A 26,721-nucleotide genomic window follows, 5' to 3' on the forward strand; every position below is an offset into this window, starting at 1 on the left:
AGCCTCAGGCGTCGAACAGCGAACCCTGCCGGGTCACCGCGGGGGCGCCCGCTTGCGCGCGCTTTCCCGTCGCGGCCGACTCCGTCCGTGCGGACCGCCGCGCCGGCTTTGCGGATACGGACGGGTCCGGCGTCCCGTCCGGCACGGCGTTCACCGTCCCGTCGGCGAATTGCAGGCTGAGGCGGCTGGCGGCGGCGGCATCGGCCGCGTGGCGGACCGGAAGGCCGGCGGCGTCGCGGACGAGGACGTAGCCCCGCTCCAGCACGGCCCGGTAGCTGAGCGATCCGAGGAGATGGGCGAGGCCTTCGAGCCGGTCGCGGCGGCGCTCGACCCCGCGCAGGCCGGCCTGCGTCAGGCGATCGGACAGGGCGACGAGGCGATCGGCCCGGCGTGCCTGAAGCGCCCGCGCCCGCTCGAGGCTGGCATCCCGGGCGACGACCAGGCGCCGACCGAGCTGGGCCAGAGCCTCGCCCTTGCGCTGGACGTCGTTGCGGAGGGCGGTGAGCGGCCGGTGGTCGATCCGCGCCAGCCGGGCCCGGGCATTCGCCAGCGCCACGTCGGGCGAGCGCCGGGCCATCCGGTCGAGGAGGAGCTGCAGGCGCGCGCGATGGCGGCTGGCCCCGGCCGCAAGGGCCGGAGCGAGCCGTGCCTCGGCAAGGTCGAGGCGCTGGCGCTTGGCCGCCAGCAACGCATCGGCGCTCGGCAGCGCACGCGCGAGGGCCCGCAGATCCGACCGGTCGCGCTCGACCCGCCGGCCGACCGCCCCGACCGCCCGGGCGGACAGGTCGGCCACCGTGGCGATCAGGTCGGCCCGGACGGGGACGGCCATCTCGGCGGCCCCCGTCGGCGTCGGCGCCCGGCGGTCGGAGACGTAGTCGATCAGCGTGGTGTCGGTCTCGTGCCCAACCGCCGAGATCAGCGGGATCGCGCTCTCGAATGCGGCGCGGACCACGCATTCCTCGTTGAACGCCCACAGATCCTCGATGGAGCCGCCGCCGCGGGCGACGATCAGCACGTCCGGCCGGGGCAGGGGGCCGTCCGGGGCCAGGGCATTGAACCCGCGGATCGCGGCCGCGACCTCCTCGGCCGCACCGTCACCCTGGACCCGTACCGGCCAGACCAGCACGGGGCGCGGGAAGCGGTCCTCCAACCGATGCAGGATGTCCCGGATCACCGCCCCGGTGGGCGAAGTGACGACGCCGACCACGCGCGGCAGGTAAGGGATGGCCCGCTTGTGCTCCGGAGCGAACAGCCCCTCGGCGGTGAGCAGCTTCTTGCGCTCCTCCAGCAGGGCCATCCAGGCGCCGAGACCCGCCGGCTCGAGGCTCTCGACCACGATCTGGTACGAGGATTTTCCCGCGAAGGTGGTGATGCGGCCCGTCGCGACGACCTCCAACCCCTCCTGGGGCTTCTGGCGCAGGCGCCCGAACACGCCCTTCCAGACCACGGCATCGATCCGCGCTTGGCCGTCCTTCAGGGAGAAGTAGGCGTGGCCGGAGCCGTGCTGGCCGCGATAGCCGGAGATTTCGCCACGCAGGCGCACATGGCCGAACGCGTCCTCCAGGGTCCGCTTGAGCGCGCCCGCGAGCTCGCCGACCGACCATTCCGGCTGGTTGGCGGTGAGCACGCTGGTCGGCGGAATATCCGCCGCAGGCGAGGCTGCGGGGCGCGGAGGCGGCACGAGGGGCATGGACGGACGGTAGAGCAAGAGGCTGAAAACTGGAAACCGGATTTCCGGCCCGTCGAATCCGACGCTTGGGCGGGGCTGCGGCGCGCGGCGCCTTTTGCCGGTGGCATCTCCGGTCAGCCGAAATCCGCTTCCCAATCGCGGCCGCCGTAGAAAATGCGCAGGATCACGACGCGGCGATCCTCGACCGTGAAGGCAACCGTGACACGCCGTGCGAAGCCGATCGTGCGCAGGCCTGGGCGAAGTTCGCTGTGCAAGGTCCCGCGCTCGGCGCCGTATTCAAGCCCCTCGCAGAAGGCACGGATGCTCTGTTCGAAGCCCGACGCGATGGCGGGCGTGCCGGCCTGCGCGATGGTGTCGTAGATCCAATCGAGGTCGTCACCGGCCGCAGGCGCGTAGATAATGCTCCGCCGCTTCACGTCCCAGGCCGAATCCGCGCTTCATGACGAAGGCGCATCCGCTCGGCCATGCCCTCCGACGAGATGGCGCGCTCGGGATGCGCTCTCATCGCGTCGTAGGTCGCAACCACTTCCTCGCGCAGCCAGCGCTCGACGGCGGCGTCACGCTCCTGAAGGGCACGCAATCCGGCCCGCACCACCTCGCTGGCGCTCGCAAACGCACCGGTCTTGACCTGTGCATCGATGAACGCGGCCTGCTCGGCAGGAAGGCTGAAGGTTCGCTTCTCGGACGCAGCCATGCGGATTCTCGCGTCGATGGGTATGAAAGTATCATACCATCTTCGGGACACGCCGCAACCTCTGAAGCGTCTTCAGCTGGTCGTGCCGGAGACGCCTATCCACGCGATGTCGGGCTGAGCGCCGGTCGCGGCAACGCGTCGGATCCCTATTCCACGGCCAGTTCGCGCGGCGCGTCCGAGATCGTGATCCGCGGCACGAACAGCGCCAGCACCAGGGTCAGCAGAGCCACCGCGAAGACCGTCCAGAACGTGCCGTGGAGGGCATGCTGGAGTCCGTGCCGGATGGCGTCGCCGCCGGCGCCAAGGCTGCCCGGATCCTCCAGGAGGCTCCGGAGCTGGCCGGAATCGACCGGTGAGCCGTCTGCCGGATGGGCCAGCCGGTAGTTCAGCACCGCGCCGAGCGCCGTGGCGCCCAGGGTCGAGCCGAGGTTGCGCGCGAAGATGTTCGACGCGGTGGCGGCGCCGCGCTGCGCCCAGGCTACGCTGTCCTGGATGATCACGATGGCGGCGGTGGACAGGAAGCCCATGCCGAGCCCCATCACGATCGAGCCGCAGGCGGCCACGATCGGCGAGGACTCCGAACCCAGGGCGACGAACGCGGTGGCGCCCAGCGGCAGCAGCGTCGCGCCGACCAGCAGCGTCGGGCGCAGGCCGAAGCGCACGAAGTTGCGGGCTGCCGTGGTGGCCCCGATCGGCCAGCCGAGCACCATCAGCGTGAGGGTCAATCCGGCGATCAGGGGCGACTGCCGAAGGACGCCCTGGACGTACATCGGCAGGAACGCGGTGAGCCCGATCACGGTCATGCCGGAGAGCAGCGTCGCGGCGTTGGTGGTCGCGATCGGGCGCTGCATCCACAGGCGGACATCGAGCATCGGGTCGGCGGCGCGGCGCTCCTGGAGCACGAACAGGATGGCCGCCACCGCAAAGCCGAGTGCCGGCCACAGGGCCGCCGAAGCCGACGTGCCGGCCTCCGTCAGCGCCATCATCAGCGCGGCGATGGCCGCGGTGAACAGGGCGGCACCCAACGCGTCGATCGGCCGGCTGCGCCGCTCGACGCTTTCCCGCAGGTAGACCAGGAACAGGCTCGCCGCGACGAGCCCCACGGGCAGGTTGATCCAGAAGATCCACGGCCAGCTCAGATGGCCGATGATCAAGCCGCCGACCAGGGGGCCCGCCACCGACGAGATGCCCCACACGCTCGCGAGATAACCCTGGACCTTGCCGCGTTCCCGGGCCGGATAGAGATCGCCGATGACCGTCAGGCTCACCGGCTGGATCGCGCCGGCCCCGACGCCCTGGACGAGGCGGAACAGGATCAGCGACGGCATCGACCAGGCGAGCCCGCACAGCAGCGAGCCGGCCAGGAACACGGCGATGCCGAACAGCAGGACCGGGCGGCGCCCGTAAAGATCAGACAGCTTGCCGAACACCACCGTGGTGGCAGTTTGGGTCAGCAGGAACGAGCCGAACACCCAGGCATACAGATGGAGGTCGCCAAGCTGGCCGGCGATCTGCGGCATCGCGGTCGAGACGATGGTCGCCTCGATGGCGATCATGAACATCGCCGCCATCACCGCGGCGAGGACCAGCGGGCGGCGCGTCTCGGAAGGACTGGGCATGGGCGCGGTCTAGGCCCGGCTCCGGCCGAGACCTAGCGCCGAAGACGGGCTCCCGCGCGGCCCCGCTTCCGGGCCGTGCGGGAGCGCACATCTGCGGCTACGCTTCCACGTCGGCGTCTAGGTCCCGGCCGCGGGTCTCGGGCAGCAGGAAGGCCGCGATCGTCCCGACCAAGCTGAAGGCCGCCAGGTAATAGGCCGGGGCGAGCCGGTCGCCGGTGGCGGCGATCAGCCAGTTGATCACGTAGTTGGTGCTGCCGCCGAAGACCGAGACCGAGAGCGCGTAAACGATCGACAGCCCGGCGCTGCGCACCGCCCGCGGCAGCGCCTCCGGAATCCCGACGATCACCGCCGCGGCGTTGATGGAGGAGAGGGCCGAGAGCAGGAAGGTCACGGCGTAGACGCTCATGGCGCTCGGGGATCGCACCACCCAGGCGAAGGCCGGGACCGCCAGGATCAGGATGAGCGCCCGCGGCCAGATCATCACCGGGCGCCGTCCGACCCGGTCCGCCAGCCAGCCGCCCAGCAGCGGGAAGATCACCGAGGCGAGACCCAGCGCGATCGGCACCGCGGTCGCGGCGGTCTCGCTCAGGCCCAGGGTCGCGCCGGCATAGACCGGCATGTTGGTGCCGACGGCGTTCGACACCGTGGAGGCAGCAATGACCAGGAAGGTCAGGCCCAGCAGGCGGCCGTGCTCGCGCAGGAGACGCCCGACCACCGCGAGGGTCGAGGGGGCAGCGTGGGGATCCTCCTCGGCGCCGGCGGTCTCGGGCAGGTGGCTGCGGATCACCAAGCCGACCGGAACGACGCAGAGGCCGAGCGCGAACATCAGCCGCCAGCCCCAGGCCGACATCGCCTGATCGCCGACCACGAGGGCCAGGATGGTCGCGATGATGCCGGCGAACAGGGCCGCGCAGCCCTGGCTGGCGATCTGCCAGCTGGTCACGAAACCTCGCTTGGCCGGCGGCGCCGCCTCGAGCAGGTAGGCGGTGGACGGGCCGACCTCGCCGCCGAGCGCGAGGCCCTGGATGAGACGGCCCGCGATGACGATCACCTGTGCCCAGCCGCCGATCGCCGCGTAGGACGGGCATGCGGCCAGCATCAGCATGCCGACCGCCATCAGCGCGATGGTGATCAGCATCGCCGGCTTTCGCCCGGCCCGATCCGCGAAGGCGCCGATCAGCACGCCGCCGATCGGCCGCATCACGTAGCCGACGCCGAACAGGGCGAGCGACGCCAGCAGGCTGTGCGTCGGGTCGGTGGCCGGAAAGAATGCTTCGCCGATCGATTTCGCGAAGAACGCGTAGACCGTGAAATCGTAGAATTCGAGGGCGTTGCCGAGCACCACGGCCCCGACCGCCTTGCGGTCGAGGGCGGGGTGGGCCGGGGCGGCGGCGCGTACCTGCGTCGTGGCATCCATCAGCGAGTCGGCTCCCCGGCCGGCGGATGCTTGGCGATTCCCCCCGTCACCGGCTCGGCGCCATCGGAGACGGCTTCGTCGTAGCCCGCAAGCCACCGGTCTCGGGCTTCGGTGCCTTCCGCATAGGGGCAGGCCTCGCGGGCCAGGCCCTTTCCGGGCGCGGCCTTGCCGAGCGCATGCGTGTCGAGGTCGTTCGGTGGCGAATCCATTCGGGCGGCGCTCCTCGTGTGGCGGCCGCCGCGATGTAGGGCGCGCGGGGCGGGGCGCTCAATGCAGGGTCGGATCCGCGTCCGGCGGCAGCGATACGACCTCGCTGAACGGGAATTCTAGAACGACGTCGCCGGCTTCGTCGGTGACCACCAGGCAGGCGGTCAGGAGCCTGGCCTGATCCCGGGCCTCGGCCAGGGCCGCACGGATCGTGTCCTGGGCCTTCTCCCAGGCCTGATCCGGATCGCGCAGAGCGACGCCGGTCGCATCGGTGATTACGTCGTCGCCGATCTGCGTGTGGAAGAAGTAGCGCGGCATGGCCTTCAACCCCGGGTGTCGACCGCCCCCGCGGGGCGGCAGGCACCAGATGGGGATCGAGGTGGCCGCAATCAGCAACCGGACTCAGCCGTTGGCGGCGCTCCGCGCCGGAGCGGCGGCGACCGGTCGGAGGGTGTGCACGGTGGCGGAGGCGCCCCCCGTGCGGTGGAGCTTCTCCATGGCCATCAGCGGCCGCAATTCGGGCTCCGCGAAGTCCATCAGTCGGGCGTTGCGCCAGCGCGGCTTTCCGGCGCCACGACCGAACCAGCGCGGCCGCACCTCCTCGACCAGCAGGACGAGCCGCCCCGTCCAGGATTTGCGGAACCAGAATCGCCCCGTCAGAGACATCGTCCGATCCTCGTCAACTGTCCCGCCCGGTACGATGGGCCGGGATCACGGCGCCCCGCTCTCGCGTCGCCCAATACCCGACTTGGCCGTGGACTTACCAGTCTTCGCAGCCGAACAATTGTTAGTCGCTCGATATCCACAGGCCACCACCCGGCATTCCGGCGCTCAGCGCATGACGTGACGCACGACCAGGCCGAGGACGAGGAGCCAGACCAGCCCCGAGGTCACGTAGACGAAGCCGCGTAGGAGCGCGGATTCCAGCGCATGGTGCGCCGAGACCTGCCCAGGTCCGTCGGCGCGAGACTCCGCGGATGACCGCGCCGCGCCGCGCGCACCGCCGGGAGGGGCAGCGAGAATGCGGGTCAGGCTGTCCGGCAGTGGTCTGTGGTGGGTCGTCACGGATCGGAAGGATAGGCGCCGCCGGGCTCGCGTCACAAGACACCTCCATTGAGGAAGCCGGCGCGGGTGAATCGTCGGCCTGCCCGTGATAGAGAGCGCCGACCCCTGCGGGACGGCCCGCCCTCGGCGTCCGATCATGTCCCTGCCCCCTGTCCTGATCACGGGCGTCGCCGGCTTCATCGGCAACGCGCTCGCGCTGCGATTCCTGGAGGCTGGCCGGCAGGTCGTGGGCCTCGATAACGTCAACGCTTATTACGATGTCGGCCTGAAGGAGGCGCGGCTCCGGCGCCTCGATCCGTTCCCGGGTTACAGCTTCGCGCGCCTCGACCTGACCGACACGGCCGGCCTCGATGCGCTGTTCGTCCGGCACGGCTTTCGAACCGTCGTCCACCTCGCCGCGCAGGCCGGCGTGCGCTACTCGCTGACGAACCCGCAGGCCTACGCGGCGAGCAACCTCGTCGGCTTCCTCAATATCCTCGAGGCCTGCCGCCACGGCGGCGTCGAGCACCTGCTCTACGCGTCATCGAGCTCGGTCTACGGGGCGGTCACGACGATGCCGTTCTCGATCCACCAGAACGTCGACCATCCGGTGAGCCTCTACGCGGCCACCAAGAAGGCCAACGAGCTGATGGCCCACAGCTACAGCCACCTCTACCGGCTGCCGACCACCGGCCTGCGCTTCTTCACCGTGTACGGACCCTGGGGCCGACCGGACATGGCGATGTCCCTGTTCGCCCGCGCGATCCTGGCCGGGGAACCGATCCAGGTGTTCAACGAGGGCCGGATGCGGCGCGACTTCACCTATATCGACGACATCGTCGAGGGGATCGTCGCCCTAGCCGAAAGACCGGCCGCGGCCAACCCGGACTGGAGCGGAGCGGATCCGGATCCGGGCACCAGCACGGCGCCGTATCGGATCTACAACATCGGCAACAACGAGCCGGTGGAGCTGATGCAGATGATCGCGCTTCTCGAGGAGGCGCTCGGACGCAAGGCCGAGACGATCCTGCTGCCGATGCAACCCGGCGACGTGCCGGCCACCTTCGCGGATATCGACGACCTAGCCCGCGACACCGGCTTCCGGCCGGCGACACCGCTGAATCTCGGCATCGCGCGTTTCGCCGCCTGGTATCGCGGTTTCTACGGACTTTGAGCGGGGAGACTGCGCCTCAGCGACGACGTTCCAAAGGTCGATGCGGTCGTCCCGTGTCGCGTCGCCGGTAGCCGAGCAAGGCCGCGATCCCCACGAAGGCGGCCAGCGCCGTCCACATGCCGCCCTCGCCGAGCTTGCCCACCGCGACCGACAAGCGATCCGGCTCGTCGACGAGCGCGATCACGATTCCGACAAGACCGCAGAGCGTCACAAAGATCGCCAGGACGCGGAAGGTCATCGTGGGCACTCCCGGCGCCGCGAAGGACGCGAGGCGACGGCCTTGTCTATGACTTCGCCCAAGCGGAGTGCAACCGCCCAGCCGACACCGGGCGCTGTCGCCCCATCCCGATCCAGCTTCCATCGGCCGCAGGCCGCGGAGGGCGGGCCCCGCCGTTGAAGGTTTGGTCGCCAGCGCATGCGGCGGGACGACGACCTCGCGAGGCTAGGCCGTTGCACCATCTGCGTGTAATCATTTAGAGCTGTTCCAGGCAGGAAAGCTCTGCTTTAAACGCTGCCGCGACAGCGGCCAAAAGGAGGAAATCCATGCGTTCACTCATTCTCGGCGCCGTTCTCGCTGCCTTGCTCCCGTTCTCCGCGCAGGCCCAGGAGGCCGGTGACGCGGCTGCCGGCGAGAAGGCGTTCGCCCCGTGCAAGGCCTGCCACAACTTTCAGAAGAACGGCGTCGGTCCGGACCTGAAGGGCGTCGTCGGGCGCAAGGCCGGCACCTACGAGGGCTACAACTACTCCGCCGCGCTGAAGAATTCCGGCATCACCTGGGACGAGGCCAACCTTCACGAGTGGCTGAAGAACCCGAAGACCAAGGTGCCCGGCACCAAGATGATCTTCCAGGGCTACCCCGACGACAAGAAGATCAACGACGTGATCGCCTACCTCAAGACGCAGTCCTGAGCCCTCGCTCCAAGGTCTGACCTCCAAACGAAGGCATCCGCGCAGCCGCGCGGGTGCCTTCCGTCGTTCAGGACCGCCCGATGAGCGGATCGAGGCTCGAGACGGCGTGCTATTCCGGGATCAGCCCGGCTTGAAGCCCGAGCCGCAGGGTCACCAGATCGTTCAGCAGATCCTTCCGGCCCTGCACGTTCAGGCCGGTCCTGTCGCCCGCCTCGTCGGGGAGGCAGGCAAGCACGTCGCGCAGCTTGGCTCCGGCGGGCGTGAGGAAGATGCTGACCTGCCGCTCGTCGGCCCGGTCGCGAGCGCGCCGCACGCGACCGGAGGCTTCCAGGCGCTTGAGCAACGGCGTCAGGGTCCCGGAATCGAGGAACAGGCGGTTGCCGATCTCCTTGACCGACAGGCCGTCCTCTTCCCACAGGACCAGCAGGACGAGATATTGCGGGTATGTCAGCTCGTGCTGGCCGAGGAGGTTGCGATAGGCACGGCCGAAGGCGTGCGCGGCGGCGTAGACCGCGAAGCACAATTGGTTGTCGAGACGCTGCCGGTCCCGCTGCGATAGCTGGTCGACGGACGCCTGACCCGCCTCGGTGGTTGGCGCAGCGCCGCTCTGCGGAGCAGTCGGGCCTGACATGGGGTGGACTCTCTCTGGTAAAGGCGGCCTATCGTACCGGTATGCCGAAGGGCACTCTTAGTCAGTTCGTCAAACCTGTACAATTCTCGTGGACCGCGGACGTGCCACAGATCCTCTGCGACGTTCAGCCATCCATCAACGGGTGCAGATCTCGTACCATCGCTTTCAGGCGTTCATCGAGGACGTGCGTGTAGATCTGCGTCGTCGAGATATCGGCGTGGCCGAGCAACTCCTGAACGATGCGTAGGTCGGCCCCGTTCTGCAGCAGATGACTGGCGAAGGCGTGGCGCAGGACGTGCGGGCTGACGCGGTCGGGGCGCAAGCCCGCGGCCAGCGCGACGGCCTTGAGGTCGCGGGCGAAGGCCTGCCGGGTGAGGTGGCCGCTGTCGCTGTCGGCGGGAAACAGCCAGGGGGACTCCTCCGGCACCGCAGCGAGGTGGGCGGTCATCGCGGCCCTGGACGCCTCCGTCAGCGGGACGAGCCGTTCTCGGCCGCCCTTGCCCTTGATGAACAGGTAGCGCTCACGGGTGGCGCCCGCGGTGCGCGGGAGGGCGACGAGTTCCGAGACGCGCAGGCCCGTCGCGTAGAGAAGCTCGAGCAGGCAGACCATCCGGCGGGCCCGGCGCGCCGGACCGGGCTGCTCGTCAGCGGATGCCGCCGCGTGGGCGGTGGCAAGAAGCCCGTCCACCTCGGCGATCGACAGCACTTTCGGGAGCGTGCGGCCCCGGCGCGGTCCCGAGACCGCGACGCTCGGATCGGCTTCGGCGTATCCCTCGGCGTAGAGAAACTTGTGGAAGCCGCGCACGCACGACAGGCGCCGCGCCGCCGACGACGCCATCAACCCCCGTGTCTCCAGGTCGGCGACGAAGGCCCGGAGGCTGTGGGTGTCGGCCTCTTCGAGCGGGATGCCCGCGCGCTTGAGATAGGCGAGGTAATCGTCGAGGTCGCGCCTGTAGGCGGCCAGCGTGTTGGCGCCGGCACCGCGCTCGGCGGCCAGCATGTCGAGATAGGCGGCGACCTCCGGGGACGGGGGCGGAGCCGCGCCGCCGGCGACGGCCGCGCTCAACGGCTGCCCGGTTGGAGCTTCGAGGCCGGGATGGTCACGGTCATCTCCCGGGGGGTCGGCACCACGAAGTTCGCCAGCGCGAACATCGCCGCGAAGACGAGGCCGGCCAGGATCGCGAGGGTAGCGAAGAAACGGAACAGGGTCGGCACGTCGGTCGAACCTCGGGCAGACGAGCGCAGTCGACGGGGAGGGAGCGCGCGGAAATCTCCCCCGAAATGTCACGAAGGCTCGGTTTCGAACATGCGATCACGGCGCTGACAAGGCCTGGAAGGACACAGCGATGCGTTTCGCAGGCCGCTTGAATCGCGCTAAGAGCCTGGCACAGGATTGGAAGCCCCCCGGCGAGGCGCGTACGGGGCGGCGATAGGGAGCCGGAGACGCCACGATCATGCGATGCTGCCGTCGATGAACGAAGAGGACGTCGGGGAACCGATCGAGGCGCGCCTGCGCCGGGCGCTGGGCCTGCGCTCGATCGTGCTCGTCGGCTTGATGGGGGCGGGCAAGAGCACGGTCGGCCGGCGCTTGGCCAGTCGGCTCGGACTGATCTTCAAGGATGCCGACAGCGAGATCGAGGCGGCGGCCGGCCTGACCATCCCCGATATCTTCGCGATCTACGGCGAGCCGAGCTTCCGCGACGGCGAAGAGCGCGTGATCTCGCGCCTCCTGCGTGCCGGCCCCCTCGTGCTGGCCACCGGCGGCGGCGCCTACCTGCGCGAGGCGACGCGGGTGCGCATCCGGGAATCCGCCATCTCGGTCTGGTTGAAGGCCGATCTCGACGTGCTGATGCGGCGGGTGCGCAAGCGCGGCAACAGGCCCCTGCTCCACACCGACGATCCCGAGGCGACGATGCGCGACCTGATGGCGGTCCGCCACCCGGTCTACGCGGCCGCCGACGTGGTGGTGATCTCCCGGGAGGTCTCGCACGACCGGGTCGTCCAGGACGTGCTGGAGGCGCTGGACGCCCACATGAATGCCGCCGCCCCGCGCCCCATCGCCGCCCAGTGACGCCCAGTGACGCCCAAGCGAGCCTGTCCGTGACCGAGCCATCGACCCAACCGGTTCCCCTGACGGTCCACGTGCCCCTCGATGCCGGGCGCGACTACGACATCCTGATCGGGCGTGGCCTGATCGAGATGGCCGGCGCTCAGGTGGCGGCCCTCGGGGGCCGGCGGGCGGCGATCGTCACCGACGAGAATGTCGGGGCGCTTTATGGCGAGCGGCTGCGCGACAGCCTGGAGCGGGCGGGCCTGAACGCGGGTTTCGTCACGGTGGCGCCCGGCGAAAGCTCGAAATCCTACGCGGGTTACGCGCAGGTCTGCGACGGCCTGCTGGCGCTGAAGGTCGAACGCGGCGATCTCGTGGTCGCCCTCGGGGGCGGCGTGGTCGGGGATCTCGCCGGTTTCGCGGCTGCCACCCTGCGCCGGGGCGTACGCTTCGTGCAGGTCCCAACCAGCCTGCTCGCCCAGGTCGATTCCTCGGTGGGCGGCAAGACCGGGATCAACGCGCCGCTCGGCAAGAACCTGATCGGCGCCTTCCATCAGCCGCGCCTGGTGCTGGCCGACACGGGGGCCCTCGACACCCTGTCCGAGCGCGAGATGCGTGCCGGCTACGCCGAGGTCGCCAAGTACGGGCTGATCGCCGATGCCGGCTTCTTCGACTGGTGCGAGGCCAACTGGCGCGGGATTTTCGCGGGCGGACCGGAGCGTGACGAGGCCGTGGCCGCATGCTGCCGGGCCAAGGCCAGCGTGGTGACCCGGGACGAACGCGAGGACGGCGAGCGCGCGCTGCTCAACCTCGGACACACGTTCGGGCACGCCCTGGAGCGGCTCACGGGCTACGAGTCGGCTCGGCTGGTCCATGGAGAGGGCGTCGCGATCGGTCTCGCCCTGGCCTTCCGGTTCTCGGCCCGGCTCGGGCTCTGCGCCGGGCAGGATGCCGGCCGCGTCGCCAACCACCTGGCGCTCGCCGGCCTGCCGACCCGCCTCCAGGCGGTTCCGGGCGGATGCGGCGACGCCGACGCCATCCTCGAAGCGATGGCCCAAGACAAGAAGGTCCGCAACGGCGCCCTGACCTTCATCCTTGCCCGCGGCATCGGCCAGAGCTTCATCGCTCCAGGGATCGACCGGGGGGAGGTGCGGGCGTTCCTGCTGGACGAACTGGCTGCCGATCGTCAGGCCTGAGGGTCTTCATCCGACCATCGGCCTTGCCTTGCGCCGGTCGGACCGCTATGAGCCTGCCACGTCCGGGACGGCGCAAACCGTCACGGAGGTCTGGCTCGAACGGCCCTCGGGGCGCTCGGGGCAGAGGTTCGAGATCGGTGCGCCGATCTCGCCGGTTGCCGGTGTAGCTCAGTGGTAGAGCAGCGCTTTCGTAAAGCGAAGGTCGGGGGTTCAAATCCCTCCTCCGGCACCACTTTCCTCCCTAAACAGCCCTAGCGAACCAGGTCGAGCCGCGAGCGGCCGGAGCGCGTGTCGGCCGAAAGCCGCCGTGCCTGAGCGTTACATGCGCAGCACCTTCTTCGGAACCGGATTGCCCATCCTGGTGTAGGGCCTTCTGTGCCGCGCGGCGGCCCACGGGCGGGGATACGTCATGAAAGCCGAGATCCTGGACGTCCGGTTCGTCCACGAGGGCTGGAGCCGATTCGGGATCGCCAAGGTGCGTCTCGCAGACGGCGCCGTGGTCGAGCGCGAGATCGAGGATCACGGCAATTCGGTTGGTGTTCTACCCTACGATCCGGAGCGGCGGGTCGCCACGCTGGTGCGGGAGCTGCGGGTGCCACCCCTGTTCGCGGCCGGCGAGCAGGTCCAACTGGAGGCGCCGGCCGGCCTCATCGACGACGGCAGCCCGGAGGAGAACGGCCGCCGGGAGGTGCTGGAGGAGGTCGGCTTGCGCCTGCACGCGCTCGAATTCGTCGGCGCGACCTATTCCTGCGCCAGCTTGACCACCGAAAAGCTGCATCTCTACCTCGCCCCCTACGGCAAGGCCGACCGCGCCGAGGACGGCGGCGGCGCCGAGGGCGAGCACGAGAACATCCGGATTGTGGAAATGCCGCTCGCTGACCTCGCCGGGATGGCGGACCGGGCCGAACTCACCGATCTCAAGACGTTGACGCTGGTCCTGGCGCTGCGCGCCCGCCATCCGGAGCTTTTCGCGGCGTGAGAATCCGCTATCGCGTATTCGCACAATGGTTGATCACCGCCATGGTATTCGGCGCGGTCGCCTGGATCGCGTTTCACCTGCGCTGAGCAGAAACCCGTCTCAGGAATCGAAGCGATGAGCGAAGACGCCGTCACCGCCGAACCCCACGGCCTCGACCGGGGTCTGACCAATTACGGCGACCGCGATTTCGCTCGCTACCTGCGCCGCTCCTTCGCCCGGTCCATGGGCATCTCGCGCACGCTCCTCGACAAGCCGGTGGTCGGCATCGCCATGACGCCGTCCGGGTTCAACAACTGCCATCGCGGCATGCCGGAACTGGTCGAGGCGGTCTCGCGCGGGGTGCTGGCTGCCGGGGCCCTGCCGCTGCCGTTCCCGACCGTGTCGCTCGGAGAGGTTTTCCTCAACCCGACCAGCATGATGTACCGCAACCTCATGGCCATGGACACGGAGGAGATGATCCAGGCCCAGCCGATGGATGCGGTGGTCCTGATCGGCGGCTGCGACAAGACCGTGCCGGCTCAGCTCATGGGGGCGGCCTCGGCCGGCCTGCCCGCGATCCAGGTCGTGACCGGCCCGATGTCCACCGGCCGTCATCGCGGCCAGCGGCTCGGCGCCTGCACGGATTGCCGGGGCTTCTGGGCCAAGTACCGGGCTGGAACGGTGGATTCGGAGGAAATCGCCGAGGTCGAGGGCCGGCTCTCGGTCACGGCCGGCACCTGCGCGGTGATGGGCACGGCCTCGACCATGGCCTGCATCGCCGAGGCGCTCGGCATGTCGCTGCCCGGGACCGCCGCGATCCCGGCCGTGCATTCGGACCGGCTGGTGGCCGCCGAAGAGACCGGACGCGCCGCGGTGCGGCTGATCCAGACCAAGATCACGCCGGCGCAGGTCATCACGCAGAGATCGGTCGAGAACGCGATCCGGGTCCTGATGGCGGTATCGGGCTCCACCAACGCCATCGTGCACCTCACGGCCATCGCCGGGCGCCTCGGAATCCGCATCCCGTCCGGGCGCTTCAACGAAATCTCGGACGAGACCCCGGTGCTGGTCGACCTGAAGCCCGTGGGCGAGGGCTACATGGAGGATTTCCACGCCGCGGGCGGCATGGGTGCGCTGCTGCGAGAGCTGCGCCCGCTCCTGCATCTCGACACCGTGGACGTGGAGGGCCGCACCCTGGCCGAGCGTCTGGACGAACCGGCCGGCTGGGTCGACCGCGCGGTGATCCGAGCCATCGACGATCCGGTCTCCCCGGTAGGCGGCCTAGTGGCGCTCAGCGGCAACCTGGCCCCGGACGGAGCGATCTTCAAGCGCGCCGCCGCGACGCCGGGGCTGTTCGAATCCGAGGGGCGAGCGGTGGTGTTCACCGGCCTCGAAGACCTGAGCCGCCGAATCGACGACCCGGACCTCGACGTGGCGCCGGGGGATGTGCTGGTGCTGCAGAATGCCGGGCCGCACGCCGCCGGCATGCCCGAGGCGGGCTACCTGCCGATCCCCAAGAAACTCGCCAGGGCGGGGGTGAAGGACATGGTGCGGATCTCGGACGCCCGGATGTCCGGCACCGCCTTCGGGTCGATCGTGCTGCACATCGCCCCGGAGGCGGCCATCGGCGGTCCGCTCGGAGCCGTGCGCGACGGCGACCGGGTCCGCCTGTCGATCCGCGACAAGCGGATCGACCTGCTGGTGGACGAGGCCGAGATCGCCCGCCGCCTCGCCGGCCATCAACCGCCGCCCGCTCCCAAGCGTGGCTACAAGGCACTCTACCGGCGCACCGTCACGCAAGCGCCGGAGGGATGCGACTTCGACTTCCTGATCGGGGAGGGCGAGCCGGGCTGAGGCCGGCCGCTTGATCCCCGGGCACGCCGGGGCCATCGTTCGGTGAAGAATCGGGAGGAGTCGAAGAGCATGACGCGCGCCTGTATCGTGGGCTGGGCCCACACACCGTTCGGCAAGCTCGAGGAGCCGGATGTCGAGGGCCTGATCGCGCGGGTGTCCGGCGAGGCGTTGGCTCATGCCGGCGTCGAGGATTCCCAGGTCGACGGGATCTATGTGGGCGTCATGAACACCGGCTTCTCGAAGCAGGGCTTCGAGGGGTCGCAGGTCGCGCTCACTCGGCCGGGCCTCGCCCATGCACCGGCGACGCATCTGGAGAACGCCTGCGCCACCGGTTCGGCGGCGCTCTACGCGGCCCTCGATTTCGTCGATAGCGGCCGCGGGCGGATCGCCCTGGTGGTCGGCGCCGAGAAGATGACGGCGAAATCCGTGGCCGAGACCGGCGACATCCTGCTCGGCGCCTCCTACCGGAAAGAGGAGGCCGACATCGAGGGCGGCTTCGCGGGCGTGTTCGGGCGGATCGCGGCCGGCTACTTCCAGCGCTACGGCGACCGCAGCGAGGAACTGGCCCGGATCGCCGCCAAGAACCACCGCAACGGTGTAGGCAACCCCTACGCGCAGCTCAGGAAAGACCTGGGCTTCGAGTTCTGCAACAAAGTCTCCGAGAAGAACCCCTACGTGGCGGCACCGCTGCGGCGCACCGACTGCTCGCTGATCTCCGACGGCGCCGCCGCCCTGGTGGTGGCCGATGCCGAGACGGCGGAAGGGTTGGCCCGCGCCGTCGGCTTCCGCGCCCGTGCGCACGTCAACGACATCCTCCCCCTGTCGCGCCGGGACCCGACCGCGTTCAAGGGCGCTCGGCTCGCCTGGGAGAAGGCGCGCGCGCAGGCCGGGATCGGCAACGACGACCTGTCGTTCGTGGAGACGCACGATTGCTTCACCATCGCCGAACTCATCGAGTACGAGGCGATGGGGCTGGCCGAACCCGGCCAGGGTTATCGCGTCGTCCGCGAGGGGCTGACCGAGAAGGGCGGCCGGCTGCCGATCAATCCGTCGGGCGGGCTGAAGTCCAAAGGCCATCCGGTCGGCGCCACCGGCGTCTCGATGCACGTGATGGCCTGCCTCCAGCTCATGGGCGAGGCGGGCGAGATGCAGGTCCCAGGCGCGAACCTGGCAGGGATCTTCAACATGGGCGGGGCCGCGGTGGCCAACTACGTGTCGATCCTGGAGCGGCGGCGGTAGCACCGCTCCACATCGGGCCAACAGAGGGGAGGGGAGCGATCCCCTCTCAGCCGAGCTTGTCGAGGGCTTGGCTGAGGTCGGCGATCAGGTCGGCCTCGTTCTCCAGGCCGATCGAGAGACGCACGGTCTCGGGGCCGACCTGCGCGGCGGCCTTCTCGCCCTCGGGCAATTGCCGGTGCGTCGTCGAGGACGGGTGGATCGCCAGCGACTTGATCTCGCCGATGTTGACCAAGTGCGAGATCAGTTCGAGCCCGGCGATGAACGCCAGGGCCGCCGGCTCACCGCCCTTCAGCGCGAAGGTGAAGATCGAGCCCGGTCCCTGCGGGGTGTAGCGCCGGGCGAGGTCTTCCCCAATCTGCCCCGGCAGTCCGGGATAGCTCACCCAGGCCACCGCCGGGTGGTCCTTCAGGAAGGCTGCCACGGCCCGCGCGTTGGCGCAGTGGCGTTCCATGCGCAACGGCAGGGTCTCGATGCCCATCAGGGTCAGGAAGGCGTTCATCGGCGACAGACCGGGGCCGAGATCGCGCAGGCCGAAGAACCGGCAGGCTGCCGCGAAGGGTGTCTCGGGGAAGCTCTTGGTCAGGACCAAGCCGTCGTAGTCCGGCCAGGGGTCGGTGATCAGGTTGTAGCCGGTGGTCCGGGTCCAGTCGAAGGAGCCGGCATCGCAGATCATGCCGCCGATGGTCTGGCCCGAACCGCTCAAGAACTTCGAGGTCGAGTGCCAGACGATGTCCGCACCGTGCTCGATCGGCCGGATCAGGGCCGGCGAGGCCAGGGTGTTGTCGACCACGAGGGGCAGGCCGTGGCGACGGGCTACCGCGGCGATCCCGTCGAGGTCCACCACCGAGGCGCACGGGTTCACGATCGACTCGCAGAAGATGGCCCGGCATTCTGGCGTGATCGCCGCCTCGAAATCCTCCGGCCGCATGCCGGCGGCGAAGCGGGGCTTCAGGTCGTAGCGGCCGTCGAGTCGGCGCATCAGGCCCAGCGAGCCGCCGAACAGCCGCGGCGAGGCCACGTAGGCGTCGCCGCTCTTCATCAGGGTCATCAGCACCAGCATCATCGCCGACTGCCCGGAGGAGACCGCGACGCCGGCCTTGGCGCCCTCCAAGTCGGCGACCCGGCGCTCCAGGGCGGCCACCGTCGGGTTCGACCCGCGCGAGTACGAGAACCCGGACCGGCGGCCCGCGAAGATGTCCGCCGCCTGCTCGGTGGAATCGAACACGAAGCCGTTGGTGAAGTAGATCGGCTGGACCCGCGCGCCGGTGGCGGGATCGGGCGCCGCGCCGGCATGGATGGCCCGGGTCGCGAAGCGGTGCTGTCGGCTGGTATCCGTCATGGCTCTCGGTCGGCTGTACGGCGCCCGGATCGTCGACGCGCCCGAGCCGGAGGAGGCTTCACGCCGCGCGACGGATGAAGGCCTGCAGGGTTCGGACCAGGGTCGTGGGCTCGTAGGGCTTCGGAATGAAGCGGGCCCCCTCCGGCATGTCGTTGGGGCCGGGGGTGCCCATGCCGGATACGACGAGGACGGGGATGGTCGGCCAGCGATGCGCCACGAGGCGGGCCAGGGCGAACCCGTCCATCGAGCCCTGCGGCATGTCGACATCCGTCATCAGGACGCCGACATCGTCGCGGTTTTCCAGGACCTTCAGCGCCTTGTCGGCGTGGCTGGCCTCCAGCACGGTGAAGCCGGCATCCGCCAGGGTATCGGACGCCTCCATGAGCAGGAGGCCGTCATCCTCCACCAGCAGCACCACGGGTTGGTCGGACAAGCTTTCAGTCATCAGACCTGCAAAGGTTCAGTCGCGACGTTCGAAGCCCGCGCCGTATTCCCCGGGCCTGCCCCCGTCAAGGCGCGGGACCTGCGGCGTCAGGCGGCCTCCTCACGCTTCCCCAGGCGCTTGTCGAGGTAAGTGTCCACCGTCTGAGTCAGTTCGTCGACCTTGCCGTCGAAGAAGTGGTTGGCGCCCTCGACCATCTGGTGCTCGATGATCACGCCCTTCTGCACCTTCACCTTCTCGATCACCGGCATGACGTCCCGGGCCGGCGCGACGCGATCCTCGGAGCCGTGCACGAACAGGCCGGAGGAGGGGCAGGGGGCCAGGAAGGTGAAGTCGAAGCGGTTGGCCATCGCGGCGATCGAGATGAAGCCCTCGATCTCGGGACGCCGCATCAGCAGCTGCATGCCAATCCAGGCGCCGAACGACACGCCGGCGATCCAGCACGACTTCGCCTCCGGGTTGACCGACTGCACCCAGTCGAGGGCCGCGGCCGCGTCGGAGAGCTCACCCGAACCGTGGTCGAACGCGCCCTGGCTGCGGCCGACCCCGCGAAAATTGAAACGCAGGGCTGCGAAGCCGCGATTGGCGAAGGTGTAGAAAAGATTGTACACAATTTGATTGTTCATCGTACCCCCGAACTGGGGGTGCGGGTGCAGGACGATGGCAATCGGCGCGCCGCGCTTCTTGGGGGCCTGATAGCGGCCTTCCAGACGTCCGGCCGGGCCGGTGAAGATGACTTCAGGCATCGTTCAACTCTCGTTTCAGCGGTCGCCGGCCGCGCGATCTCGGGCAGTGAAGAGGCAGCCTTGACTCGCCGCACGCACACCATACAAACGCTCTTAGAACAGTTCTAGGCGATTAGAACTATTCTAATGTAGGTGAGCGGGCACGCGGTGCCAGTTCTCTGCACCAGCCGTTCGGTTGGCGACATCTCATTTGTCGGCGCGCCTTAGCACGGCGAGCCGGCCCGCGGGCAAGGAATTGTCACGCGCCGTATGCAGGGGACCACACGGAATCAGCATGAGCCGGGCCCGCGCCTATCTCGATCACAACGCGACCGCCCCCGTCCGCCCCGCCGTGGCGGAAGCGGTGGCGCGCGCGCTGATGCTGCCCGGCAACCCGTCCTCGATCCATCAAGAGGGCCGCGCTGCCCGCGCCGCGCTGGAAGCGGCCCGCGGTCAGGTCGCGGCCCTCGTGAATGCCCGGCCGGCGCAGGTGGTGTTCACCAGCGGCGGGACGGAGGCCGCGAATGCGGTTCTGTCCGGCGCCCTCGGCCGGCGCGGCCAGCCGAAGCCGACGCGGCTGCTCCATTCCGCCACCGAGCACCCCTGCGTTGCCGCAGGCCACCGATTCTCTCATGGGGCGGTCGAGGAAATACCGGTCACACCCGAGGGCGTGATCGATCTCCTCGTCCTCCAACGACGCCTCGGCGCGCTCGCGGACGAGAGCGTGCTGATCTCGGTCCATGCGGCCAACAACGAGACCGGCGCGATCCAGCCCCTGTCCGACGTCGTCGCCCTGGCCCGCGCGCATGGCCGGGCCCTGGTCCACACCGATGCCGTTCAGGCGGTCGGCAAGGTCGCCTTCGACATGGCGACCCTGGGAATCGACGCGCTCACGCTGTCGGGGCACAAATTCGCGGCCCCCAAGGGGGTCGGCGCGATGATCCTGGCCGACGATGTCGCCCTGGACGCGGCGTTCCTCCGCGGTGGCGGGCAGGAGCGGCGCCAGCGCTGCGGAACCGAGTGCCTGCCGGCGATCGTTGGTATGGGCGAGGCCGCCCGGATCGCGACCGAAGCCCTCGTGCCGGAGGGCGTTCGCCTCGCCGGCTTGCGCGACCGGATCGAAGCCGGCCTGCGCGTCCGCGCCCCGGAGGCCGTGGTGTTCGCGGCCGGCGCGCCGCGACTGCCGAACACGCTGAGCTTCGCGGTTCCGGGCCTCGACGCGCCCGCCGCCCTGATCGCCTTCGACCTCGCCGGCGTGGCGGTGTCGTCGGGCTCGGCCTGCTCGTCGGGCAAAGTCGCACGTTCGGCGACACTGTCGGCGATGGGCGTCGCGCCCGAGCTTGCCGGGCGCGCGCTGCGCGTCAGCCTCGGCTGGAACACGGTGGACGAGGATGCGTCATGCTTTCTCGACGCCTTCGAACGGGTCTTGCAGCCCCTATATAAGCGGCGAGGGTACGCGGCCTGAATCAGCCGCGTCCCACGCTTTCCGAAAGACGCTTCCCGGTCCTTGAAACCGGGCTTGCCAGGAGATGCTCATGCCTGCCGTGCAGGAAACAATCGACCGGGTCCGCTCGATCGACCTCGACCAGTACAAGTACGGGTTCGAGACCACCATCGAGATGGAGAAGTCCGCCAAGGGCATCTCCGAGGACGTCGTGCGCTTCATCTCGGCCAAGAAGAACGAGCCGGCATGGCTGCTCGAATGGCGCCTCGACGCCTATCGCCGCTGGCTCACCATGAAGGAGCCGGAGTGGGCGCGGGTCGCGTACGACAAGGTCGACTATAGCGACATCTACTACTACGCCGCGCCCAAGCGCCCGGCGGCGATGTCGCTCGACGAGATCGATCCGGAGATCCTGAAGACCTACGAGAAGCTCGGCATCCCGCTGCGTGAGGTCGAGGTGCTGGAAGGCATCGCGCCGGAGCGCCGCGTCGCAGTCGACGCCGTGTTCGATTCGGTTTCAGTGGCCACGACCTTCAAGAAGGAACTCTCGAAGGCCGGCGTGATCTTCATGCCGATTTCCGAGGCCGTGCAGGAATATCCCGAGCTGGTGAAGAAGTACCTGGGCACGGTGGTGCCCTCGACCGACAACTTCTTCGCGACGCTGAACTCTGCGGTCTTCTCCGACGGCTCGTTCGTCTACATCCCGCCGGGCGTCCGCTGCCCGATGGAGCTGTCGACCTACTTCCGCATCAACGAGCGCGACACCGGCCAGTTCGAGCGCACGCTGATCATCGCCGACAAGGGCTCGTACGTCTCGTACCTCGAGGGCTGCACCGCCCCGAAGCGCGACGACAACCAGCTCCACGCCGCGGTGGTCGAGCTGGTCGCTTTGGACGACGCCGAGATCAAGTACTCGACGGTCCAGAACTGGTACCCGGGCGACAACGAAGGTAAGGGTGGCATCTACAACTTCGTCACCAAGCGCGGTGATTGCCGCGGCGCCCGCTCCAAGATCTCCTGGACCCAGGTCGAGACCGGCTCGGCGATCACCTGGAAGTACCCGTCCTGTATCCTGCGTGGCGACGAATCCCGCGGCGAGTTCTACTCGATCGCAGTATCGAACGGCATGCAGCAGGTCGATTCCGGCACCAAGATGATCCACCTCGGCAAGAACACCACCAGCCGGATCATCTCGAAGGGCATCTCCGCCGGGCGTTCGCAGAACACCTACCGGGGCTTGGTCTCGGCCCACAAGAAGGCCAAGAACGCCCGCAACTTCACCAACTGCGACTCGCTGCTGATCGGCGACCAGTGCGGGGCGCACACCGTGCCCTACATCGAGTCGAAGAACGCGTCCGCGGTGTTCGAGCACGAGGCGACCACCTCGAAGATCTCCGAGGACCAGAAGTTCTACTGCCTGCAGCGCGGCCTCTCCGAGGAGGAGGCGACCGCGCTCATCGTCAACGGCTTCGTCCGGGACGTACTGCAGCAGCTTCCGATGGAGTTCGCCGTCGAGGCCCAGAAGCTGATCTCGATCAGCCTCGAAGGCTCGGTCGGCTAAGGTCCGACGGGCGTCGATACCCATGGCGATCGCGGCATCCCCGCGGTCGCCGACCGGATTGCGCGAAGGTGTTCATGCGCCGCATCCGGAGCTGAAGGCCTTCGAAATGGCCGTCTCGGTGACGGCGATAAGGAACTGACGGCACGCGGTCGGTGCATCAACCCGATCCGCCGTTCGATAGGACTTGAACTAACATGCTGGAAATCAAGAACCTCGTCGTGCAGATCGAGGACAACCGCATCCTGAACGGCCTGAACCTGACCGTGAACGACGGCGAGGTCGCGGCGATCATGGGGCCGAACGGGTCGGGCAAGTCGACCCTGTCCTACGTCATCGCCGGCAAGGAGGACTACGAGGTCCTCGACGGCGAGATCCTGCTCGACGGGCAGAACGTGCTGGAGATGGCCGCCGACGAGCGCGCCGCGGCCGGCGTCTTCCTGGCGTTCCAGTACCCGCTGGAGATTCCCGGCGTCGGCACCATGACCTTCCTCAAGGCCTGCCTCAACGCCCAGCGCCGCGCCCGCGGAGAGGGCGAGATTTCGACGCCGGACTTCATCCGCAAGGTCAACACCGCCGCCGACAAGCTCGAGATCAACAAGGAGATGCTCAAGCGCGCCCTCAACGTCGGCTTCTCCGGCGGTGAGAAGAAGCGCATGGAGATCCTCCAGATGGCGCTGCTGGAGCCGAAGTTCTGCGTGCTCGACGAGACCGATTCCGGCCTCGACATCGACGCCCTGCGCATCGTCTCCGAGGGCGTCAACGCGCTCCGGGCCCAGGGCCGCTCGTTCCTGGTGATCACCCACTACCAGCGCCTGCTCAACCACATCGTGCCCGATACCGTGCACGTCATGTCGAAGGGCCTGATCGTGAAGACCGGCGGCAAGGAACTGGCGCTCGAACTCGAGGCGTCTGGCTACGCCGAGTACCGCACCAACGAGGCCGCGTAAGCCCATGGCCGAGATCCAGAACCTGCGCACCAGCGCCGAGACCGGGCTGTCGAGCCTGTTCGAGGCTGCTCGCAAGGGCTTCGCCTCGGAAGAGGCGATCGCCCGCGAGGAGGCGTTCCGCTTCTTCGAGGCCGCCGGCCTTCCCAGCCGGCGGGTGGAGGCGTTCAAGTACACCGACCTGCGCGCCGCCATGAAGGAGGCCGTACCGCCGGCCGAGGCCCCGTCTGCGGAAGCCGCCCAGGCCGCCGCGGCATCCGCCAAGGGCTTTGCCGGCCTCGACGCGGCGCATCTGACCTTCGTCAACGGCCATCTCGTCCGTCCGCTGTCGGACCTCGACGGGCTGCCGGCCGGCCTCACCGTAACGCCGCTCAACGATGCGATGGGCAAGAGCGACACCCGCCTCCGGCTGCTCGCGCCGGTGGAGCAGGCTCGTGAGAACCCGATCTACCAGCTCAACACCGCCTTCCTGGCCGACGGCGCGCTGATTTCGGTCGCTCCTGGTACCAAGATCGAGCGGGCCCTGCATCTGCGCTTCATCGGCAGCGGCTCCGAGGGTTTCTCCACGGCGACGCGGGTCCTGGTCGATCTCGGCGACGGCGCCGAGATAACCATGCTGGAGAGCCACGAGGGTCCGGACGGCCTGACCTACCAGCCGAACGATGCGCTCGACGTGCGGGTCGGCAAGCAGGCCGTCTTCCGCCATGCCCGGCTCAACCGGGAGGGTAACGCCGCCATCGCACTCTCGACGATCAGCGTGCGCCTCGACGACGAGTCCCGGCTGGAGACGGTCAACCTGGTCACCGGTGCCGTCCTGTCGCGCCACCAGATCTACATGCACGTCGCCGGTGAAAACGTGAACGCCGTGGTCAACGGCGCGGCGATGCTGGGCAACGGGCAGCTGGCCGACTCGACCCTGTTGGCCGACCACGCGGCCGTGGGCGGCATCGGCCGCGAGATGTTCAAGACGGTGATCGACGGGGATGCCACCGGGGTATTCCAGGGCAAGATCATCGTCCGACAGGCTGCGCAGCAGACCGACGGCAAGATGAAGTCGGACTGCCTGCTCCTCAACGACGAGGGGCAGATGATGAACAAGCCGGAGCTGGAGATCTTCGCCGACGACGTCGCCTGCGGCCATGGTGCAACCTGTGGCGCCCCGGACGAGGACCTGCTGTTCTACCTGATGGCCCGTGGCCTGCCGCGCTCGGTGGCCGAGAGCCTCCTGGTACAGGCCTTCGTCGGCGAGGCGATCGAATCGGTCACGCACGAGGGTGCCCGCGCGGCGCTGATCGGCGAGATCGAAGCCTGGCTCGCTGCACGCGCTTGAACGATCGGCCGGTCCTCCCGCAGGATCGGCCGGCTCCGCGAATCCCGAGCCCCGTTCGCGGGTCATCGGGGTCGCGACGCCCTTTCCGGAGGCCTCCTTCGAGACCTTCGCTTCGCTTCGGCCCCTCGGATCGAGGTGGCCCATGGGACGGACTCGAGGTCCCAGAAGGTCGCGACAATGAACGCACCCGTCCTCACCACCGGCTACGATGTCGAGGCGGTCCGGAAGGACTTCCCGATCCTGTCGCAGACAGTCTACGGCAAGCCGCTGGTCTATCTTGACAACGCGGCCTCGGCCCAGAAGCCCAGACAGGTCATCGACGCGATGGTCTCCTGCATGGAGACCGGCTACGCCAACGTCCACCGCGGCCTGCACTTCATGGCGAACGCCGCCACGGAAGGGTTTGAGGGCGCCCGGGAGACCACGCGCCAGTTCCTCAACGCCGCCTCCACCGACGAGATCATCTTCACCCGCAACGCCACCGAGGCCTACAACCTCGTGGCCTCCAGCATGGGCTGGGCCGGGCTGATCGGCGAGGGTGACGAGATCATCCTGTCGATCATGGAGCACCACTCCAACATCGTGCCCTGGCACTTCCTGCGCGAGCGGCGCGGGGCCGTGATCAAGTGGGCGCCGGTGGACGAGGACGGCAACTTCCTCGTCGAGGAATACGAGAAGCTGTTCACGCCGCGCACCAGGATGGTGGCGATCACCCACATGTCGAACGTGCTGGGTACGGTGACGCCTGCGGAGGAGATCGTCCGCATCGCGCATGCGCACGGCGTTCCGGTGCTGCTCGACGGCGCGCAGAGCGCCGTTCACCAGCCGATCGACGTGCGGGCGCTGGATTGCGACTTCTTCATCTTCACCGGCCACAAGGTCTACGGGCCGACCGGTATCGGCGTGCTCTACGGCAAGAAGGAATGGCTGGAGCGCCTGCCCCCGTACCAGGGAGGCGGCGAGATGATCCGGGCCGTCAGCCAGGACACGGTCACGTACAACGACCCGCCGCATCGCTTCGAAGCCGGGACCCCGGCGATCGTCGAGGCGGTCGGGCTCGGGGCGGCGCTGGAATACATGCTGGGCCTGGGCCGGGAGAACATCGCGGCCCACGAAGCGATGCTGACGCGCTACGCGCACGAGCGCCTGGGCGCCATGAACGCCCTGCGGATCATCGGCACCGCCAAGGGCAAGGGCGGCGTGGTCAGCTTCGAGATGAAGGGCGCCCACGCGCACGACATCGCCACGGTGATCGACCGACAGGGCGTCGCGGTGCGGGCCGGCACGCATTGCGCTATGCCGCTGCTGACGCGCTTCGGCGTCACCTCGACCTGCAGGGCCTCGTTCGGGCTTTACACGACGCCGGCCGAGATCGATGCCCTTGCCGAGGCGCTCGGCAAAGCCGAGATGATGTTCGCCTGATCGGCGCAGCGTTCCGAACACGATCGTGAGGACGATGCGCGTGCCGCGAGGAAACCGGGGCCGTCTGGACGGGCCCGGGGGAGAGTGAAACCATGAGCACCGACGCCACAATCACCGGCGGCGCGAACGCCCCCGCGGTCGAAGCCGCATCGGCGATCCCGCCGGCCGAGCTGGACCGGCTGACCGACGACATCGTCGCGGCGCTGAAATCCGTCTACGATCCGGAGATCCCGGCGGACATCTACGAGCTCGGCCTGATCTACAAGGTCGATATCGGCGACGACCGGAAGGTCGCGATCGACATGACCCTGACCGCTCCCGGCTGTCCCGTCGCCGGTGAGATGCCGGGCTGGGTCGAGAACGCCGTCAGCGCCGTGCCGGGCATTCAATCGTGCGCCGTCACGATGGTGTTCGACCCGCCGTGGGATCAGAGCCGGATGTCGGACGAGGCTCGCGTCGCCCTGGATATGTGGTAGCGCAGCCCCGAACGGCCGACGCTCAACACCGACGCCGGCTATCGGGAGGGCGCATGCTCCACACGCGCCCCTTTACCCGTGCCAAACGTTTCAATCGTTCGCATCGGCCACGACACGAGCAACTTCCACGGGCAGGGCTAATATTAAGGCCACCCGCCCGGGTCGAGAGAGCGTCGATCGCGCTATAGGCCTGCACGCCGACGGGCGCGATGGAAGCAGCGCTCGACCGGCCGATGAGCTTCAATTCGACAGCTACTGTGAAACGAGTACAGAAACGGCCAGGCAGTCTATCAATTGATGTAGATTTTAAGATTTTAGTAATCAAGAGTGTCCACTGGGGTAGGTGGCCGCCGGTT

General features: G+C 68.8%; 29 protein-coding genes and 1 tRNA gene. 14 read left to right on the forward strand and 16 right to left on the reverse strand.

The window, feature by feature from the left end; all coding sequences use genetic code 11:
* Positions 1–4: 4 nt before the first annotated feature.
* The 9 genes from xseA to ACYQPG_RS12410 form a co-directional block, all read right to left on the reverse strand.
* On the reverse strand, positions 5–1,690 hold the full coding sequence (gene xseA, locus ACYQPG_RS12370; RefSeq protein WP_461231066.1) for an exodeoxyribonuclease VII large subunit: 1,686 nt from the start codon (positions 1,688–1,690) through the stop codon (positions 5–7).
* Positions 1,691–1,803: 113 nt separating this feature from the next.
* Entirely contained in the window at positions 1,804–2,106 is a 303-nt protein-coding gene (locus tag ACYQPG_RS12375) for a type II toxin-antitoxin system RelE/ParE family toxin (protein ID WP_147852869.1), read from the reverse strand.
* Positions 2,103–2,384, reverse strand: a complete 282-nt coding sequence (locus ACYQPG_RS12380; protein ID WP_147905722.1) for a type II toxin-antitoxin system ParD family antitoxin — start codon at positions 2,382–2,384, stop codon at positions 2,103–2,105. The genes ACYQPG_RS12375 and ACYQPG_RS12380 overlap by 4 nt, the downstream gene beginning before the upstream one ends.
* 146 nt (positions 2,385–2,530) lie before the next feature.
* Complete coding sequence (locus tag ACYQPG_RS12385) at positions 2,531–4,003, reverse strand: MDR family MFS transporter (RefSeq protein ID WP_147938071.1); 1,473 nt, start codon at positions 4,001–4,003, stop codon at positions 2,531–2,533.
* Between the two features lie 97 nt (positions 4,004–4,100).
* Positions 4,101–5,420: an MFS transporter gene (locus ACYQPG_RS12390; protein ID WP_461231067.1), complete on the reverse strand. Its 1,320-nt coding sequence runs from the start codon at positions 5,418–5,420 to the stop codon at positions 4,101–4,103.
* Positions 5,420–5,629 carry an Rmf/CrpP family protein gene (locus tag ACYQPG_RS12395; RefSeq protein WP_147852873.1) on the reverse strand — a complete coding sequence of 70 codons (210 nt, stop codon included), beginning with the start codon at positions 5,627–5,629 and terminating at the stop codon, positions 5,420–5,422. The genes ACYQPG_RS12390 and ACYQPG_RS12395 overlap by 1 nt, the downstream gene beginning before the upstream one ends.
* A gap of 58 nt (positions 5,630–5,687) precedes the next feature.
* Positions 5,688–5,945 (reverse strand): DUF6894 family protein, encoded by a 258-nt coding sequence (locus ACYQPG_RS12400; protein WP_147852874.1) that lies wholly within the window; start codon positions 5,943–5,945, stop codon positions 5,688–5,690.
* An 84-nt stretch (positions 5,946–6,029) separates the two neighbouring features.
* A complete protein-coding gene (locus ACYQPG_RS12405; protein WP_147905725.1) occupies positions 6,030–6,293 on the reverse strand; it encodes a hypothetical protein in 264 nt (87 codons plus the stop codon).
* Between the two features lie 165 nt (positions 6,294–6,458).
* On the reverse strand, positions 6,459–6,692 hold the full coding sequence (locus ACYQPG_RS12410) for a hypothetical protein (protein ID WP_147938073.1): 234 nt from the start codon (positions 6,690–6,692) through the stop codon (positions 6,459–6,461).
* Between the two features lie 136 nt (positions 6,693–6,828).
* On the opposite strand from ACYQPG_RS12410, the gene ACYQPG_RS12415 reads away from it, so the two are divergent.
* Positions 6,829–7,845 carry an NAD-dependent epimerase gene (locus ACYQPG_RS12415; protein WP_147905727.1) on the forward strand — a complete coding sequence of 339 codons (1,017 nt, stop codon included), beginning with the start codon at positions 6,829–6,831 and terminating at the stop codon, positions 7,843–7,845.
* Between the two features lie 16 nt (positions 7,846–7,861).
* On the opposite strand, the gene ACYQPG_RS12420 is transcribed toward ACYQPG_RS12415, so the two are convergent.
* Positions 7,862–8,083 (reverse strand): hypothetical protein, encoded by a 222-nt coding sequence (locus ACYQPG_RS12420; RefSeq protein WP_147905728.1) that lies wholly within the window; start codon positions 8,081–8,083, stop codon positions 7,862–7,864.
* Between the two features lie 305 nt (positions 8,084–8,388).
* Here ACYQPG_RS12420 and ACYQPG_RS12425 point away from each other — a divergent pair, with 305 nt between their 5' ends.
* A complete protein-coding gene (locus ACYQPG_RS12425; protein ID WP_147905729.1) occupies positions 8,389–8,754 on the forward strand; it encodes a c-type cytochrome in 366 nt (121 codons plus the stop codon).
* A gap of 109 nt (positions 8,755–8,863) precedes the next feature.
* Here ACYQPG_RS12425 and ACYQPG_RS12430 read toward each other — a convergent pair whose 3' ends face one another.
* The 3 genes from ACYQPG_RS12430 to ACYQPG_RS12440 form a co-directional block, all read right to left on the reverse strand.
* Entirely contained in the window at positions 8,864–9,385 is a 522-nt protein-coding gene (locus ACYQPG_RS12430) for a MarR family winged helix-turn-helix transcriptional regulator (RefSeq protein ID WP_187193579.1), read from the reverse strand.
* Between the two features lie 124 nt (positions 9,386–9,509).
* Positions 9,510–10,451 (reverse strand): site-specific tyrosine recombinase XerD, encoded by a 942-nt coding sequence (locus ACYQPG_RS12435; RefSeq protein ID WP_147896271.1) that lies wholly within the window; start codon positions 10,449–10,451, stop codon positions 9,510–9,512.
* The gene (locus ACYQPG_RS12440) at positions 10,448–10,600 is read right to left on the reverse strand and encodes a histidine kinase (RefSeq protein WP_147896272.1); all 153 of its coding nucleotides are present in this window, start codon (positions 10,598–10,600) and stop codon (positions 10,448–10,450) included. Before ACYQPG_RS12440 ends, ACYQPG_RS12435 begins: the two co-directional genes overlap by 4 nt.
* 256 nt (positions 10,601–10,856) lie before the next feature.
* On the opposite strand from ACYQPG_RS12440, the gene ACYQPG_RS12445 reads away from it, so the two are divergent.
* The 6 genes from ACYQPG_RS12445 (at position 10,857) to ACYQPG_RS12470 (ending at position 16,682) form a co-directional block, all read left to right on the forward strand.
* Complete coding sequence (locus ACYQPG_RS12445) at positions 10,857–11,456, forward strand: shikimate kinase (protein WP_246692242.1); 600 nt, start codon at positions 10,857–10,859, stop codon at positions 11,454–11,456.
* A gap of 29 nt (positions 11,457–11,485) precedes the next feature.
* A complete protein-coding gene (gene aroB / locus ACYQPG_RS12450) occupies positions 11,486–12,631 on the forward strand; it encodes a 3-dehydroquinate synthase (protein ID WP_419829539.1) in 1,146 nt (381 codons plus the stop codon).
* A gap of 157 nt (positions 12,632–12,788) precedes the next feature.
* Positions 12,789–12,863 (forward strand) — tRNA-Thr (locus ACYQPG_RS12455).
* A 177-nt stretch (positions 12,864–13,040) separates the two neighbouring features.
* Positions 13,041–13,610 (forward strand): NUDIX domain-containing protein, encoded by a 570-nt coding sequence (locus tag ACYQPG_RS12460; RefSeq protein WP_147905733.1) that lies wholly within the window; start codon positions 13,041–13,043, stop codon positions 13,608–13,610.
* Between the two features lie 114 nt (positions 13,611–13,724).
* Complete coding sequence (locus tag ACYQPG_RS12465; protein ID WP_461231068.1) at positions 13,725–15,443, forward strand: IlvD/Edd family dehydratase; 1,719 nt, start codon at positions 13,725–13,727, stop codon at positions 15,441–15,443.
* 69 nt (positions 15,444–15,512) lie between these two features.
* Positions 15,513–16,682 (forward strand): acetyl-CoA acetyltransferase, encoded by a 1,170-nt coding sequence (locus tag ACYQPG_RS12470; protein WP_147938079.1) that lies wholly within the window; start codon positions 15,513–15,515, stop codon positions 16,680–16,682.
* Between the two features lie 46 nt (positions 16,683–16,728).
* Here ACYQPG_RS12470 and ACYQPG_RS12475 read toward each other — a convergent pair whose 3' ends face one another.
* From ACYQPG_RS12475 to ACYQPG_RS12485, 3 genes are all read right to left on the reverse strand, one after another.
* Positions 16,729–18,021 (reverse strand): O-acetylhomoserine aminocarboxypropyltransferase/cysteine synthase family protein, encoded by a 1,293-nt coding sequence (locus ACYQPG_RS12475; RefSeq protein ID WP_419829541.1) that lies wholly within the window; start codon positions 18,019–18,021, stop codon positions 16,729–16,731.
* Positions 18,022–18,079: 58 nt separating this feature from the next.
* A complete protein-coding gene (locus tag ACYQPG_RS12480; RefSeq protein WP_147852889.1) occupies positions 18,080–18,466 on the reverse strand; it encodes a response regulator in 387 nt (128 codons plus the stop codon).
* An 86-nt stretch (positions 18,467–18,552) separates the two neighbouring features.
* A complete protein-coding gene (locus tag ACYQPG_RS12485) occupies positions 18,553–19,209 on the reverse strand; it encodes an alpha/beta hydrolase (protein ID WP_092045953.1) in 657 nt (218 codons plus the stop codon).
* A gap of 274 nt (positions 19,210–19,483) precedes the next feature.
* Here ACYQPG_RS12485 and ACYQPG_RS12490 point away from each other — a divergent pair, with 274 nt between their 5' ends.
* The 6 genes from ACYQPG_RS12490 (at position 19,484) to ACYQPG_RS12515 (ending at position 26,365) form a co-directional block, all read left to right on the forward strand.
* Positions 19,484–20,653, forward strand: a complete 1,170-nt coding sequence (locus ACYQPG_RS12490; RefSeq protein ID WP_419829542.1) for a cysteine desulfurase family protein — start codon at positions 19,484–19,486, stop codon at positions 20,651–20,653.
* Positions 20,654–20,723: 70 nt separating this feature from the next.
* Positions 20,724–22,193 (forward strand): Fe-S cluster assembly protein SufB, encoded by a 1,470-nt coding sequence (sufB, locus tag ACYQPG_RS12495; RefSeq protein WP_147905738.1) that lies wholly within the window; start codon positions 20,724–20,726, stop codon positions 22,191–22,193.
* Between the two features lie 194 nt (positions 22,194–22,387).
* Positions 22,388–23,140 (forward strand): Fe-S cluster assembly ATPase SufC, encoded by a 753-nt coding sequence (gene sufC, locus ACYQPG_RS12500; protein ID WP_461231069.1) that lies wholly within the window; start codon positions 22,388–22,390, stop codon positions 23,138–23,140.
* A gap of 4 nt (positions 23,141–23,144) precedes the next feature.
* The gene (locus tag ACYQPG_RS12505; protein WP_147905739.1) at positions 23,145–24,467 is read left to right on the forward strand and encodes a SufB/SufD family protein; all 1,323 of its coding nucleotides are present in this window, start codon (positions 23,145–23,147) and stop codon (positions 24,465–24,467) included.
* Positions 24,468–24,644: 177 nt separating this feature from the next.
* On the forward strand, positions 24,645–25,889 hold the full coding sequence (locus ACYQPG_RS12510; protein ID WP_461231070.1) for a cysteine desulfurase: 1,245 nt from the start codon (positions 24,645–24,647) through the stop codon (positions 25,887–25,889).
* Positions 25,890–25,981: 92 nt separating this feature from the next.
* Positions 25,982–26,365, forward strand: coding sequence for an SUF system Fe-S cluster assembly protein (locus tag ACYQPG_RS12515; protein WP_147852895.1), 384 nt, complete (start codon positions 25,982–25,984; stop codon positions 26,363–26,365).
* Positions 26,366–26,721: the final 356 nt, after the last annotated feature.

The sequence above is a fragment of the Methylobacterium sp. CM6246 genome (assembly GCF_054818005.1).

Coding starts and splice junctions, on each gene's coding strand:
- xseA (WP_461231066.1), bottom strand. CDS start 1,690: ATGCCCCTCGTGCCGCCTCCGCGCCCCGCAGCCTCGCCTGCGGCGGAT.
- ACYQPG_RS12380 (WP_147905722.1), bottom strand. CDS start 2,384: ATGGCTGCGTCCGAGAAGCGAACCTTCAGCCTTCCTGCCGAGCAGGCC.
- ACYQPG_RS12385 (WP_147938071.1), bottom strand. CDS start 4,003: ATGCCCAGTCCTTCCGAGACGCGCCGCCCGCTGGTCCTCGCCGCGGTG.
- ACYQPG_RS12390 (WP_461231067.1), bottom strand. CDS start 5,420: ATGGATGCCACGACGCAGGTACGCGCCGCCGCCCCGGCCCACCCCGCC.
- ACYQPG_RS12395 (WP_147852873.1), bottom strand. CDS start 5,629: ATGGATTCGCCACCGAACGACCTCGACACGCATGCGCTCGGCAAGGCC.
- ACYQPG_RS12400 (WP_147852874.1), bottom strand. CDS start 5,945: ATGCCGCGCTACTTCTTCCACACGCAGATCGGCGACGACGTAATCACC.
- ACYQPG_RS12405 (WP_147905725.1), bottom strand. CDS start 6,293: ATGTCTCTGACGGGGCGATTCTGGTTCCGCAAATCCTGGACGGGGCGG.
- ACYQPG_RS12415 (WP_147905727.1), top strand. CDS start 6,829: ATGTCCCTGCCCCCTGTCCTGATCACGGGCGTCGCCGGCTTCATCGGC.
- ACYQPG_RS12420 (WP_147905728.1), bottom strand. CDS start 8,083: ATGACCTTCCGCGTCCTGGCGATCTTTGTGACGCTCTGCGGTCTTGTC.
- ACYQPG_RS12425 (WP_147905729.1), top strand. CDS start 8,389: ATGCGTTCACTCATTCTCGGCGCCGTTCTCGCTGCCTTGCTCCCGTTC.
- ACYQPG_RS12430 (WP_187193579.1), bottom strand. CDS start 9,385: ATGTCAGGCCCGACTGCTCCGCAGAGCGGCGCTGCGCCAACCACCGAG.
- ACYQPG_RS12445 (WP_246692242.1), top strand. CDS start 10,857: ATGAACGAAGAGGACGTCGGGGAACCGATCGAGGCGCGCCTGCGCCGG.
- ACYQPG_RS12460 (WP_147905733.1), top strand. CDS start 13,041: ATGAAAGCCGAGATCCTGGACGTCCGGTTCGTCCACGAGGGCTGGAGC.
- ACYQPG_RS12465 (WP_461231068.1), top strand. CDS start 13,725: ATGAGCGAAGACGCCGTCACCGCCGAACCCCACGGCCTCGACCGGGGT.
- ACYQPG_RS12470 (WP_147938079.1), top strand. CDS start 15,513: ATGACGCGCGCCTGTATCGTGGGCTGGGCCCACACACCGTTCGGCAAG.
- ACYQPG_RS12475 (WP_419829541.1), bottom strand. CDS start 18,021: ATGACGGATACCAGCCGACAGCACCGCTTCGCGACCCGGGCCATCCAT.
- ACYQPG_RS12480 (WP_147852889.1), bottom strand. CDS start 18,466: ATGACTGAAAGCTTGTCCGACCAACCCGTGGTGCTGCTGGTGGAGGAT.
- ACYQPG_RS12485 (WP_092045953.1), bottom strand. CDS start 19,209: ATGCCTGAAGTCATCTTCACCGGCCCGGCCGGACGTCTGGAAGGCCGC.
- ACYQPG_RS12490 (WP_419829542.1), top strand. CDS start 19,484: ATGAGCCGGGCCCGCGCCTATCTCGATCACAACGCGACCGCCCCCGTC.
- sufB (WP_147905738.1), top strand. CDS start 20,724: ATGCCTGCCGTGCAGGAAACAATCGACCGGGTCCGCTCGATCGACCTC.
- sufC (WP_461231069.1), top strand. CDS start 22,388: ATGCTGGAAATCAAGAACCTCGTCGTGCAGATCGAGGACAACCGCATC.
- ACYQPG_RS12505 (WP_147905739.1), top strand. CDS start 23,145: ATGGCCGAGATCCAGAACCTGCGCACCAGCGCCGAGACCGGGCTGTCG.
- ACYQPG_RS12510 (WP_461231070.1), top strand. CDS start 24,645: ATGAACGCACCCGTCCTCACCACCGGCTACGATGTCGAGGCGGTCCGG.
- ACYQPG_RS12515 (WP_147852895.1), top strand. CDS start 25,982: ATGAGCACCGACGCCACAATCACCGGCGGCGCGAACGCCCCCGCGGTC.